Source organism: Shewanella sp. SG44-2 (assembly GCF_014164215.1).
Taxonomy (GTDB): domain Bacteria; phylum Pseudomonadota; class Gammaproteobacteria; order Enterobacterales; family Shewanellaceae; genus Shewanella; species Shewanella frigidimarina.
This window is the reverse complement of sequence record NZ_JACJEU010000006.1, coordinates 151083-164230: the sequence shown is the minus strand read 5'-3', so window position 1 is coordinate 164230 and position 13148 is coordinate 151083. Positions and strand designations below refer to the sequence as shown.

Below are 13148 nucleotides of genomic sequence, written 5' to 3'. Positions count from 1 at the left end.
GCAATAAATGGCTGTAAATTTCTTTAGTCTTGGTACCAATTCAAGTGAGTTTAGTACAAAAAAGACTTCGAATAATTTATTTCAAGCAATTGTTATATTTAGTGTTATCTCTCTTCTTATAATGAGTTTGAGCCGTATTGGCTTGTCTTTATGGCAAGCTGAACGGGTATCCGATGCCCAAGGTTGGGGCTACATTTTACTGCAAGGTTTACGGGTCGATTTTGCCTCTTTATGTTGGCTGTGGGGTATTGCAGCACTCGGAACCGTGGTATTTGCTGGTGAGCATTTAGTTGGCCGTGTTTGGCTGATGATATTACGCGTATGGCTCACACTAGGTTTGTGGGTGGTGGTTTTTCTTGAGGCATCATCGCCGTCGTTTATTGCTGAATATGGTTTTAGACCTAACCGTTTATATGTTGAATATCTGGTTTATCCAAAAGAAGTGTTATCGATGTTATGGGCAGGGCGTAAAGGCGAGCTTATTTTATCGGCGCTGATCACCGTGGGTACCTTATGGGGTGGCTGGTGGTTAAGTGGAAAATTAACGCAATATATTCGTTTTCCTAAATGGTATTGGCGTCCAGTGCTTGCGGTTATCGTCATTGCTATTACGGTGCTAGGTGCGCGGTCATCATTGGGGCATCGACCTCTTAATCCTTCATTGGTGGCATTTTCAGACGATCCTTTAGTTAATTCTTTAGTGTTGAATTCCTCTTTCTCATTAATCTTTGCAATTAAGCAAATGAGTAACGAAGAAGATGCATCGAAAGTGTATGGCAAGTTAGCCGACGAAAAAGTGATCGACATTGTGCGCCGTGAAAGTGGCCGACCACTGAGTGCATTTACCTCATCGACCATACCGACGTTGTCATTTAATCAAGCCAGCTATACCGGTAAACCAAAGAACCTTGTGATCATTTTACAAGAAAGCTTAGGTGCACGTTTTGTGGGAAGTTTAGGTGGCTTACCGTTAACGCCTAATATTGATGAGCTTTCTCAACAAGGGTGGTTTTTTGAAAATTTATACGCTACTGGTACACGTTCAGTAAGAGGTATAGAAGCGGTGACAACCGGTTTTACACCTACGCCAGCACGTGCAGTTGTGAAACTCGGTAAGAGTCAAACAGGCTTTTTTACCATCGCTGATTTATTGAAGCAACATGGCTATACCACGCAGTTCATTTATGGTGGTGAAAGCCATTTTGATAATATGCGCAGCTTCTTTTTAGGCAATGGTTTTACTGATATTGTTGATCAAGGTGACTACAAAGACCCAGCGTTTGTGGCGTCTTGGGGGGTGTCTGATGAGGATTTGTTGTTTAGAGCAGACGAAGAGTTTTCGCGGATGCACAAACAGGGTAAACCATTCTTTAGCTTAGTGTTTAGCTCAAGTAATCATGACCCATATGAGTTCCCTGATGACCGTATTGAGTTGTATGAACAACCACAATACACCATGCATAACGCGGTGAAATATGCCGATTATGCAGTGGGTGAGTTTTTCAAAAAAGCTAAAAAATCAGATTACTGGAAGGATACCTTATTCCTGATTGTTGCAGATCATGACAGTCGAGTGGGTGGCGCTGCACTAGTACCAGTGTCTCGTTTCCGTATTCCTGGGCTTATTTTAGGTGACGGGATTGATGCGAAGCGCGATCCACGTGTTGTGAGCCAAATTGATATGTCACCGACGTTAATTTCGTTGCTGGGTATTTCGGATAGTTATCCAATGCTAGGCCGTGATTTAACTAAAATGCCAGACTCATGGCCGGGTCGAGCGATGATGCAGTATGACAAAAACTTCGGTTTACTGGAGGGAGATAAAATGACTATTTTACAACCTGAATTACCTCCTGAAAGTGTTACTTATGATTTTGTTACTGAAAAACTGACTCCGACAACATTGAATGAACCTCAAGCAGAAGCAGCATTAGGCTGGGCATTATGGGGCAGTTTAGCATACAACAAAATGTTGTACCGTACGGCTAATTCAGAGGCAAAACCGACACTGTCTGATATTACTACGGAAGTATCACGCTAATATTTGTAGTTGAGACTCATTATTTGGAGCGGATTGCTGTTGATAAAATTGACCAATCCGTTGACCAAATTGTTGGTAGGTAGCTTTGGATACACCAGTGTCTAGCGCTTGGCGTTGACGGGGTTCTGGTGTTGTTTTAGCGTTTGTAGATTGTGTTTTTAGTTGAATATCTTTACGTTGCAGCGCCGGGGTTTGGCTAGCCATGATTCTAATGACTTGAGGCCGAATGACTGGCGAAGCAATTGCTTTAGACTCTACCGCTTGTTGAGTGGCACTTTGCTGTTGTCGTTTAGCTTGCTCTTGCTGCTGTTTTTTCTCTGCGACAGTGTAAGGCGTAGCACGTTCATTTTGTTGATTTAATGGACGTTCTGCATGCTCTTTTGTCGGTTCTTGTGGCGGGATAATCGGCGGTTTTTGTTGATTGTCCACTCGCGCAAGATCCGTCGCAACATTTGAAGTTGCTAACGGTATTTGTGGATAATGAGTGGTAATTATCATGTTGACCTTGTCAATACGACGCCTTGACTAAATTATAGACAACATTTGGCTAAGGCTAAAGTGCTATTAAGATATTTTTAGCGGTATTTTGTGATCCACGGTAATAAATGGTCTAAAAATGCATCAGGATGCGAAATGAACGGCGCATGGGATGCTTTATGGAGCAGCACATCTTCAATGTTGTCACTGCTTGGTAATGACGAGATAATCTTTCTCGGCACCAAACTATCTAACTTTCCCCAAATTCGTAACCATGGCCGCTGTATTTGAGTGATCGTGGCACGTAAATCCACCTGCGCTAACATATCCAATCCTTGGGATAAACCTTGTTGTGTCGGCAATGGCTTGCTTAACACTAAGCTTTTTATTTGTTGGATGTCAGCTTTGGGGTTATCACTTCCCATGGCTTGAATCGCCAGAAATCGTTCAACAGTACGAGACAAATCGCGACTTAATTGGCTTGAAAATTGTGCCAATACATCAGGCTGAATACCAGGCCAGGCGGGGCTGATATCATCTATTCCACGAGTCATAACACTTTCGCGGGCCATAAAACATGGGGATGAGGCAATAGTGACTAATGCAGCCACTGACCCTGGGTAATCGATGGCAATTTGGCTAGCGATTAACCCACCTAGCGACCAACCAATCCAAATCGCCTGCTGTGGAAGTTGCTCTGCAAGTGCTTGTGACCATTGCGTTATGCCTCCGTCGATATTAGGACTTAACCCAAAACCCGGCAAATCCACATAATGCACTCTATACTGGTGCAATGCGTTTTTTAATGGACTAAAGACTTGGTTATTCCCCCCCCAACCGTGTAATAGCACTATGTCTTGGCCTTGTGAGCCTACGGTATCAATATGCAATGCAGGAAAACTCACGGTTAACACCTCTTTTGAGTCTATTTAATGGAATGAATAGCCAATGCCGCCAATCAATATTTCAATCGACATCACCCACATACTAGGCTTATGCCTCAAGCACATTCAGCATGCTAGGGTGATTTTACTAGGCAGTTTACCCAACCGTTGCTTGCTGTGCCAGCAAAGGATAGATCAAACGGGTTATCAGCAATTGTTTCCTAATCAAGTCCTCACAGGTGTTTGCCAAGTGTGTTTAGCGGCGAGTTTGTATCAGCATGAAGTGTGCTTAGGTTGTGGTCGCGAAATAGCTCTGCTGCAGGCTTATTGTGGAAAGTGTTTGAAACAAGAGCCCAATTATGTGGTTGCACCTTGTAGTTATCATCAAGGACTGGGACCTGTTATTGCCGCCATTAAATACCAACAGCAATGTGCACCGCTTAACGCGATAACTCAGCAATTAGCCTGTCGAATCGCATTATTAATTAAGCACGGCATTATTAGGCGTCCACAAGTGTTAATCCCCGTTCCATTACATCCAAATCGTTTACGTCAGCGAGGTTTTAATCAAGCTTGGCTCATTGCTAAAGAGTTAAGCCTTTTAACGAATATTCCTCTAGATGATCGTTGCTTAATTCGAATTGTTGATACTTTGCCACAAACGGGACTAGCGGGTAAGCAGAGGCGTAAAAACTGCCATGGTGCATTTGCATTACAACCAAACATGACATATCAGCGTGTTGCGTTGATTGATGATGTGGTCACGACTGGAACAACCGTAGATGAAATTGCAGGTTTATTTAGTCTACAGTTTATCCATGTGCAGACTTGGTGCCTTGCGCGTGCTGAAGCGCCGGGATTGTTAGATTAAATCTTTTTAAGGGTAGATTAACCTAGGTTTAGGTTAGATTAATTCGATTTGAGTAATAACGAGATTTTTTGTAAATAAAAACAATTAATTAATATTTCTTGTAGCCCATGGTATGTGGGGCATTGCCGTTTTTTTAGGGTTAAAAAAAGTTGAACTGGATCATTTTTTCGAGATCAAATCCCACGGACACTACAAAGCCAATGCAACACAGAGTATCATATGTCTAATTCTTACTAATTTACTCAGGTATTCCCTGACGGAGCAGGTTTTTATGATCACCATTACCGATACAGCTCAGGCCCATTTCGTCAAATTGTTGGCCGACCAGCCGGAAGGTACGCACATTCGTGTGTTTGTTATCAGCCCAGGTACTGCACAAGCAGAGTGTGGTGTGTCTTATTGTCCACCTGATGCCGCTGAAGCTGATGATGTAGAACTTCCATTTAATGGCTTTAGTGCAATGGTTGATGAAAAGAGCGCACCGTTTTTAGATGATGCCAGCATTGATTTTGTGACCGACCAGCTTGGTTCGCAACTGACATTAAAAGCACCTAACGCAAAAATGCGTAAAGTGTCTGGTGATGCACCATTAGTTGAACGTATTGAATATGTTATTCAATCAGAAATTAATCCACAACTTGCCAGCCATGGCGGTAACATCATGTTAGTAGAAATTACTGACGCAGGTGTTGCAGTATTGCAGTTTGGTGGTGGATGTAACGGTTGCTCACAAGTTGATATCACTTTAAAAGATGGTATTGAGAAGCAATTATTAGATATGTTCCCAACGGAATTAACTGGTGTGCGTGATGTAACAGAACATCAGCATGGCGAACATTCTTACGCTTAATCGCGTGATGAATTACTGCTAATAAACAAAGCTAAAAAATAAAAACGCGACTTTATTATGGGTCGCGTTTTTATTGGTGTCGATTAGGTTTTCGTCATCTCGTGGTTTTAGTCGTCTCGAGTGAGTACTTCGAGTAATTCAATATCAAAAAACAAATCAGAGTTTGCTGGAATACGCTCACCAATCTGGCGTTCTCCATAGGCTAAATGAGCCGGGACAGATAGCTGACGCTTGCCACCTACATTCATGCCAATAATGCCCTGATCCCAGCCTTTAATGACTCTGCCGGTACCAATGACACACTGAAATGCATCAGAAGCATCAAACTGGCTCCCGTCGGCTAATCGACCGCTATAACGAGTGGTAATTAGCGCGCCTTTAACTGCGGTTTTGCCGCTGCCAACTTCAATGTCGGTGATAATCAATTCTTGAGTCATAGTGTTCTCGTGTGTGAAGACTTGGTCTATTTAAGGTTATTTTACCCCAAGATTGGTCGCTAAGAAGTGTTCTATAGCAATGAATGTTGTAAGACGATGTTCATTACTACTTAAGTAATGATCGCCATTTTCCAGTTCGATATACTTTACGGGTTTATGTAAATCCTTAAGCGCATCATACATTTCTTCACTGTGTTGTACTCGCACCACGCGATCTTTAGTGCCGTGGATTAATAACACCGGCACGTTAATATTAGCCACTTTGCTAATAGGTGAGCGCTGATATAAATCGTCGTAATCATCACCAATTTGTTTTTTAACAATTTTACTGTTGTCGTACCGACGCGATGATTTAACTAAATATTCAAGGTCTGTCACGCCCGCAACACTAATGGCACATTGATACAGATTTGGGGTGATAGCTACGCCCATTAATGCGGCATAACCGCCATAACTCGCACCGACAATACACACGCGTTTTGGATCGCTAATACCTTGTTCGATAAGCCAGTGAGTACCATCCTCAATGTCGGTTTGCATTTCTAAGCCCCAGTTTTTAAGACCCGAATTCATGAAATTGAATCCATAGCCTGACGAGCCGCGAAAGTTCATTTGTAGCACAGCATAACCACGATTAGCTAAAAACTGCGCCCAATAATCAAACGTGGTTGAGTCATAACTAATAGGTCCGCCATGGGGGAAAATTATGGTCGGTAAGTTTTTGGCGACAATGTCTTTTGGAGTGGTGAGGAAGGCTTCAATGGCTAAACCATCACGAGCATTATAATGGACTGTTTGCGGTTGAGATAACACTTCTGGTGGCAATTGGCTGTAACGGTAAGCTATAGGGTAAAGTGCCTTTTGGTCTCTATTACCAAAGTAATACGCACCAGATTCTATAGGGCCAGTTGCATAAACGATGTAACGACGTTCATCATCACTGAACTGAGTGATCACATTATGTGACTCTGGTAATGCAGTTGTAAGACCATTGTTCAACTTGATATAATCTTGGTCCCAGAACAGATATTCACCTTCAATGTCGGTGCTTAAACCAATGACCTTTTGTTTTAGCGCGGAATACACGAGCCAGCCTTCAATATCGTAATTTTCATTGTGAGAAACGAGTTCTTTAGTCAATGTTGGGTCAGTTAAATTGACTTTAAAGATGGCTTTAAAACCTTGATGATAGGCGCTGATATATAAGATATTAGGATCATGGTCAAAACCGATAGGCCAAATTACGTCTTCTGCTAAAGCCTCGAACTCCCATAATTTGCGGAGATCTTCACCCGCTCCTTTTTGTTCGTAAATACGGTAGGTTGTGTCATCGCGATAAATACCAATACGCACATTGTGCTGCCTATCGGTTAACCAGTTTCCAATGTGTATACGTGCTGGTTGTAAAGTCTTGATACCGCCTGTTTTTAAACTGACTTTAACGACGCTTTCATATTGCGGTTTAGAACCTAAACCTTGAATTTGCATAAGGATGTGGTTTGGATCGGTGTCAAGATAATCAATAACTGATGCTTGTAATTGCGGTAAATCGACAAAACGCGATAGAGAACGATTAGAAAAAACACTTGAGGTTTTATTGTCGCTCAGTGAGTATTTTATTAACCGTGTTTCGGTTGTGGGAACACCTCGACGGATGGCGGGATATTTAGACTCGATTAAGATGACATCATTATTTGCCCACGTTAACGATAAAATGACAAATTTCTGATTGTCAGTCTGTAATGGGTAAATATCTTTATTGGTTTGAATATCGCGAATAGTGAGTACTTGGCCCTCAAGCTCATTAGTACTGACTCGTACAAGAGACGCAATTTTTTTACCGTCTGGAGATAAGCTAACAAAGCGGACATCTGGGATGCTGGCAAAGGCTTCTATAGGCAGAGGTTTGGCAAATGAGCTAAGCGAAAATAGACATAAACTAATAACAACAAGCCATAAAATCCGTTTCATTAAAGGTCCATGTAATGCGATATAAAAATGTTATTTGGATGTTACATTTTTATATCAAGGTCTTCAATATATTATACGGTCGCCAGTTGATATCTGAGTTTGTAGTAATAGTGCCAGCCAAGAGTCACGCTTCGGCATAGCATGAATATTGACATCGCAGCCCAAAGGCTGTGGTTGCCCCAATCTTGCAATAGATACCAACTCGGAAAGTAAACGCCAAAGGTAGCAATTATCATGCTGTTACGCATAATACTCCCGTGTGCAGCACCAATATACACGCCATCGAACAGATAACAGCCAAATGCCAAGATAGGCATAAAAATGAGCCAGATTAAGTAGATGTTTGCGGTGTTTTGTACCGCTTCAATATTGGTTAATAGCTGAATTATCCATGGTCCTACCGACCAAAAAAGCAGGCTAAATAACACCGCAACCATTGCCGACCAGCAAAAAGCCAATACAACACTGTCATGCAGTAGTGTTGGATTTTTTTGACCAAATGCGCGGCCGACTTCGGCTTCAGCATAATAGGCTATACCATCTAACGCATAAGAGATCAGCATCAGTAAATTAAGCAGTACTGCGTTGGCAGCAATAGTATTGTCGCCTAAACCGGCACCATAAAAGGTCATAAAACTAAAGGCGGCTTGCAAGCACAAACTGCGGATAAAAATATCACGGTTTAAGGTGAGTAAACGAGCATATCCGCGCCATGATAAATGCGCGATAACCTGGCTTAAATTAAGCCCACCAGTGTGCACCAGTTGGCGCTTGACCATAATCAATGCCACAGAAAAAGCACTGATATCAGCAATAACAGATGCCAATGCTGCACCTTGGACATTCCATTTAAAGATGATGACAAACACAATATCGAGAATAATATTAGCGCTGTTAGCGATAATTAATTGCCACATAGCAGCTTTTGGCGCCTGGCGTCCGAGTAACCAGCCTAATAACACTAAGTTGATAAGGGCAAAAGGCAGTGACCAAATTCGAATTTCGACGTATTGGCGGCAGTAGAACATTACTTGTTCGCTGGCATCACTCAGACTTAATGCTAAATCGAGTATGGGAGAGTGTAATATTACACAAGCTATTCCTAAGGTTAATGCTAGGCTGCAACCTTGTATCAGTAATTGTTGTTGAGTTGAGGTATCATTAGCACCGTAGGCTTGTGCGACCAGCCCGGTGGTGGACATGCGTAAAAAGCCCAGTAACCAAATCATCAAGGTGATAATGGTACTGCCTAGCGCTACGCCACCAAGATAGTAAGCTTGTCCAAGATGACCAATCACCGCAGTATCAACTAATCCTAATAGCGGAATAGTGATATTCGACAGTATCATTGGTGTCGCTAAAGCCAATAATTGACGATTTTTTTGGCGGTTTAATAGTAATGCGCTAATTGACATAGGTATGGATAATCATGGTTAAAAAAATAGCTTTATTGTTGGCGGTGTTCAGCTTGAGTGTATTGCATTTTGATGCCAATGCAGTGGTCATTTTACAATATCACCACGTGTCGGACGATACCCCGAAAAGCACAAGTGTCACGCCAAGTCAGTTTGCTGAACAGATGCAGTACTTGGCTGATAATGGTTTTACTGTGATTTCATTAGCTGAAGCTGTTGATTCAATAAAGCATAACACGCCAATAGCCGATAGACGTATTGTGATTACTTTCGATGACGGTTATGACAGCATTATCAACAATGCTGCGCCCATTCTAGCCTCACATCAATTTCCGTACACTGTGTTTATTTCTGTTGCCCCCATCGATGCCGGTTTCAAGGGCATGATGAGTTGGAAAGACATTACTGCCTTATCCGATCAAGGCGTGACGATTGCCAACCACAGCTGGGGACACGAACATTTAATTCGTCGTCAAGGCAAAGAAACCCAAGCCCAATGGCAAGCCCGTGTCGAAGATAATATCTTATCGACAGAAGCTGAAATATTAAAACGTACTGGCCAAAGTGTAAAAATGTTTGCCTACCCGTATGGTGAATACACTAACAAATTAGAAGCAATTTTGGCGAAACAGGGCTTTGTTGGCTTTGGTCAGCAATCTGGTGCCGCAGGGGAATATGCTTCACTAACGGCATTACCGCGCTTTCCGGTTGCCAATGCTTATGCTGATTTAGCGAGTTTAACGGTTAAGTTTTCCAGTTTACCGATGCCGGTGATTAAGCAGAACATCAGCGATCCATTATTGGTATCAGGTAAGTGGCGACCTAAATTGGAGTTAACTCTTGATACGCAGGATATTTACCCACATCAAGTGATGTGCTTTATTCAAGGGCAAGGACCGAAGAAACCTATTTGGTTAAGTGAAAATCGCTTATCGATTCAAGCATCATCAGATTTAGCTCCAGGGCGTTCACGTTATAACTGTACAGCACCCAGCAAAACTAAAACGGGCTATTATTGGTTCTCACAAGCGTGGATCCGCCCGCAAGATAATGGTCAGTGGCTCGAAGAATAACGACAGTAGCGTGAATCACTAACGCCAAGATTGAACGATTTGGCTAAAGTCAGAAATTAGCTCAGCATTAAGAATTTGTGCGAGCTGCCCAGGTTGTGGTTTGGGTTTAAATACTGCTATTTTTTCCCCTCTTGGCGAAACCAACACATACGATGCGCTATGGTCTACTTGGTAATCACTGTCCTCTCCCACCATGGCATACACAAAGCCTAAGTCACGACTAAACGGAAATAAGTCGGTGTGTTCTGCGCTGACCGCTTTAAAGTCTTTATTGAAAAAATTTATGTAATCTAAACGTTTAGCTTGAGTGTCGCGTTTGGGGTCTGCTGACACAAAAACCACTTGTACATTGCTGGCTATTTTTTGCAGTTGTGGATAAGCCGCTGCAAGTTTGTTCAGAGTGGTAGGGCATACATCTGGGCAAGCGGTGTAACCAATAAAGAACAAACTCCATTTACCTTGCACCGTTTGGTTAGTAAACGCATTGCCGTATTGGTCTGCTAATGTAAATGGTGCTAATGGGCGCTGCTGCTCAAATACATAACTGGTTGCCAATGGCATAGGCTCTGTTTGCGTCTGTTGATAAACGACACCCCCCACTAGGGCTAATAACATTAGCCCTACTGCTATCATTATTTTCAATATATTTTCCTTTCTAATTTAAGCGTTTACCCAAAAGTAATGGTCAACTAATAATACAATAAACAACACCATTAAATGATAAATCGAGAATTTAAATACTTGCATAGACAGTTCTGGATAGTCATGAAACTTTAACTGCCACGCTTTATAAATAAAACCACAACTGAGTACCGTTGAACCCACCAAATATATTGGACCACACATGCCGACTAAAACGGGTAGTAGGCAGGCTATGGCTAATAGAATGGTGTAAAGCAAAATACAGGTTTTGGTAAATTCGACCCCGTGTGTAACTGGTAGCATTGGAATATCGACCTTGGCATATTCTTTGCGGCGATGAATGGCTAATGCCCAAAAATGCGGTGGAGTCCAAGTGAAGATAATAATAACCAGTAGCAGAGCGTAACCATGCAGTTCATTGGTTATTGCGGTCCAGCCTAATAATGGCGGCATAGCGCCGGCTAAGCCACCAATGACAATGTTTTGTGAGGTCGCCCGCTTAAGGTAGGCTGTATACACCAAAGCATAACCAATCAAACTGGCAAAGGTTAACCAAGCTGTGAGGGGATTAACTAAGGTATATAACACCACAAAGCCGAGTGATCCAAGCGACACCGCAAAGGTTACCGCTTTAGTGGTGGAGATTTTACCTTTAGGCAGCGGACGATTATAAGTTCGAGCCATCAAACCATCTATTTTACGGTCAATTAAGTGATTAAACGCCGCCGCAGAGCCTGCCATCATCGCAATACCAGCCATTCCCGCAACCAAAGGTTGTAACGGTACAATGCCAGGCACAGATAAACACATGCCGACCAATACCGTAAGCAACATAAGTGCTACGACTTTGGGTTTGGTCATTTCAAAATAGGCGCGCCATTGTAGAGTTATCTTAGGTTGAACCTGACTAATAGTAAGAGGTTTTGTCATGGTTGATCCTCACTTATGCTTTACGCCACAAGGCGTAATTAATAAAGACTAAGGTAAGCAGCAATAAGGCTGCGCCTCCATTGTGTGATACCGCGATGCCTAAAGGTAAATTCATCACCACATTACTTATACCCAGTCCGACTTGAGCGATGACGAGTAACAGTAATAAGTAACCACTGTTACGCATTATGTGTGATTGTGCATAGCGTAATTTTAGTGCGAGTACGATTAGGGTTATGGCGGTTACCACAGCCCAAATTCGGTGACTGACATGAATGGTCATGCGAGTGGCATAGTCTAAAACGCCAAATTCAAAACTGGGGTGATCGCCTTGAAATGGTGAAAAAGCATCGGCAAAACGTAAGTTGTCGACCCAATTGCCTTCACAGATGGGCAAGGTAGTGCAGGCAAGCGCTGCGTAATTTGATGAGGTCCAGCCACCGAGTATAATTTGAATGACTAATACACCCAAACTGGCTAATGCTAATGGAATGAGCTTACGCGCATAGGTATCCCCTCCGGGGATCCTTAATGGTTTAAGCCGCAGATATAACAGCAGTAACAAGGCGAATAAACTAAAACCGCCTATAAGATGCGCCATAACGACAACAGGCATTAATTTCATGGTGACAGTCCACATTCCCAATGCGGCTTGAAACACAATGAGTACCGCAATAAATACCGGCAGTTTTTTGGGTGCTTGCGGCTGTTTAAGGCACATAATCAGAATGGCTAAAACCATTAACCCTAAAGTACCAGCGATATAGCGATGGATCATTTCAAGCCAGGCTTTTTCTGGCTCAATTTGAGCATCAGGAAATCGACTTTCAATGTTGGCTAAATCATGGCTTGCACTCGGCACCGCTAGATGGCCGTAACAGCCTGGCCAGTCAGGACAACCTAATCCAGCATCAGACAGACGTGTATAGGCGCCCATTAGAATAACTGCCAAGGTAAACACTAATGTGAATTTGATTAATCGCTGTATTGCCATTAGCCAACCCTCGACAACTTAAGCATTTTGCGCAAATCGGCAATCATGGCTTTGCCCTGAGCAATATTGGCGTCGTGACCTATTACGTTGTCATATTGCATGACTAAGCTACCTAGAGGGTCGACAATAATAAGCTGTTGATTGGTCAATAGTGCAGCAAGTGCGTCATTGGCATTTGCTTGATCAAAAGAGATATTTAATTGCTTGAGGATTTTGGTGTCACTGTGGCTGTTTACTACAATGATTGGGGTAACACGATCCCTATCTTTGCCGAGGGCAATATAGCTCTGGTGTAAAATATACAGCCGTTCCTGGCATTGCTCATTGCAGGTTTCGGGTAAAAAAAACAGTACTTGCCATGCATGAGGTTTAGGATTCTCCATGGCTAAGTTAGCGTAGTTTATGTCGGGAGCGATTAATGCACCTTTGTTGGTTGCCGCTCCGTTATACAGCTCTAGGCTTAACACTAATTTGGCTAAGGCAACCGGTAAAATAAATACCAGCAGTAAGAGCAGTAGTGCTTTATTACTTTTTTTCGGTAGGGAGTTCATTCCATCTCCTCT

The 13148-nt window shown here is 42.6% G+C and carries 13 protein-coding genes; 4 read left to right on the top strand and 9 right to left on the bottom strand.

The window, feature by feature from the left end:
* Nucleotides 1-7 precede the first annotated feature (7 nt).
* Complete coding sequence (locus H5181_RS06910; RefSeq protein ID WP_220491667.1) at nucleotides 8-2041, top strand: LTA synthase family protein; 2034 nt, start codon at nucleotides 8-10, stop codon at nucleotides 2039-2041.
* Here H5181_RS06910 and H5181_RS06905 read toward each other — a convergent pair.
* The gene (locus H5181_RS06905) at nucleotides 2033-2539 is read right to left on the bottom strand and encodes a hypothetical protein (protein ID WP_182750594.1); all 507 of its coding nucleotides are present in this window, start codon (nucleotides 2537-2539) and stop codon (nucleotides 2033-2035) included. The genes H5181_RS06910 and H5181_RS06905 overlap by 9 nt on opposite strands.
* Nucleotides 2540-2616: 77 nt before the next feature.
* Nucleotides 2617-3423: a pimeloyl-ACP methyl ester esterase BioH gene (bioH, locus tag H5181_RS06900; protein WP_182750593.1), complete on the bottom strand. Its 807-nt coding sequence runs from the start codon at nucleotides 3421-3423 to the stop codon at nucleotides 2617-2619.
* A gap of 43 nt (nucleotides 3424-3466) precedes the next feature.
* Between bioH and H5181_RS06895 the strand changes: the two genes are divergently transcribed.
* Together H5181_RS06895 and nfuA are read left to right on the top strand one after the other, a co-directional pair.
* Nucleotides 3467-4273: a ComF family protein gene (locus H5181_RS06895; protein WP_123778483.1), complete on the top strand. Its 807-nt coding sequence runs from the start codon at nucleotides 3467-3469 to the stop codon at nucleotides 4271-4273.
* Between the two features lie 271 nt (nucleotides 4274-4544).
* A complete protein-coding gene (gene nfuA / locus H5181_RS06890; RefSeq protein WP_123778482.1) occupies nucleotides 4545-5123 on the top strand; it encodes a Fe-S biogenesis protein NfuA in 579 nt (192 codons plus the stop codon).
* Between the two features lie 107 nt (nucleotides 5124-5230).
* Here nfuA and H5181_RS06885 read toward each other — a convergent pair whose 3' ends face one another.
* The 3 genes from H5181_RS06885 to H5181_RS06875 form a co-directional block, all read right to left on the bottom strand.
* Nucleotides 5231-5560 carry an FKBP-type peptidyl-prolyl cis-trans isomerase gene (locus H5181_RS06885; RefSeq protein ID WP_059745879.1) on the bottom strand — a complete coding sequence of 110 codons (330 nt, stop codon included), beginning with the start codon at nucleotides 5558-5560 and terminating at the stop codon, nucleotides 5231-5233.
* A 36-nt stretch (nucleotides 5561-5596) separates the two neighbouring features.
* Nucleotides 5597-7531, bottom strand: coding sequence for a S9 family peptidase (locus tag H5181_RS06880; RefSeq protein WP_182750592.1), 1935 nt, complete (start codon nucleotides 7529-7531; stop codon nucleotides 5597-5599).
* A 71-nt stretch (nucleotides 7532-7602) separates the two neighbouring features.
* Entirely contained in the window at nucleotides 7603-8946 is a 1344-nt protein-coding gene (locus tag H5181_RS06875; RefSeq protein ID WP_182750591.1) for an MATE family efflux transporter, read from the bottom strand.
* A gap of 14 nt (nucleotides 8947-8960) precedes the next feature.
* Here H5181_RS06875 and H5181_RS06870 point away from each other — a divergent pair, with 14 nt between their 5' ends.
* On the top strand, nucleotides 8961-10019 hold the full coding sequence (locus H5181_RS06870) for a polysaccharide deacetylase family protein (protein WP_182750590.1): 1059 nt from the start codon (nucleotides 8961-8963) through the stop codon (nucleotides 10017-10019).
* Nucleotides 10020-10037: 18 nt separating this feature from the next.
* Here H5181_RS06870 and H5181_RS06865 read toward each other — a convergent pair whose 3' ends face one another.
* Genes H5181_RS06865 through H5181_RS06850 form a run of 4 tightly spaced genes read right to left on the bottom strand, consistent with a single transcriptional unit; the run spans nucleotide 10038 to nucleotide 13136 of the window.
* Nucleotides 10038-10652 (bottom strand): SCO family protein, encoded by a 615-nt coding sequence (locus tag H5181_RS06865; protein ID WP_153009401.1) that lies wholly within the window; start codon nucleotides 10650-10652, stop codon nucleotides 10038-10040.
* Between the two features lie 27 nt (nucleotides 10653-10679).
* Nucleotides 10680-11591, bottom strand: coding sequence for a heme o synthase (gene cyoE, locus H5181_RS06860; RefSeq protein WP_011635740.1), 912 nt, complete (start codon nucleotides 11589-11591; stop codon nucleotides 10680-10682).
* A 13-nt stretch (nucleotides 11592-11604) separates the two neighbouring features.
* On the bottom strand, nucleotides 11605-12585 hold the full coding sequence (locus H5181_RS06855; protein ID WP_011635741.1) for a heme A synthase: 981 nt from the start codon (nucleotides 12583-12585) through the stop codon (nucleotides 11605-11607).
* On the bottom strand, nucleotides 12585-13136 hold the full coding sequence (locus H5181_RS06850; RefSeq protein ID WP_182750589.1) for a hypothetical protein: 552 nt from the start codon (nucleotides 13134-13136) through the stop codon (nucleotides 12585-12587). Before H5181_RS06850 ends, H5181_RS06855 begins: the two co-directional genes overlap by 1 nt.
* Between the last annotated feature and the right edge of the window lie 12 nt (nucleotides 13137-13148).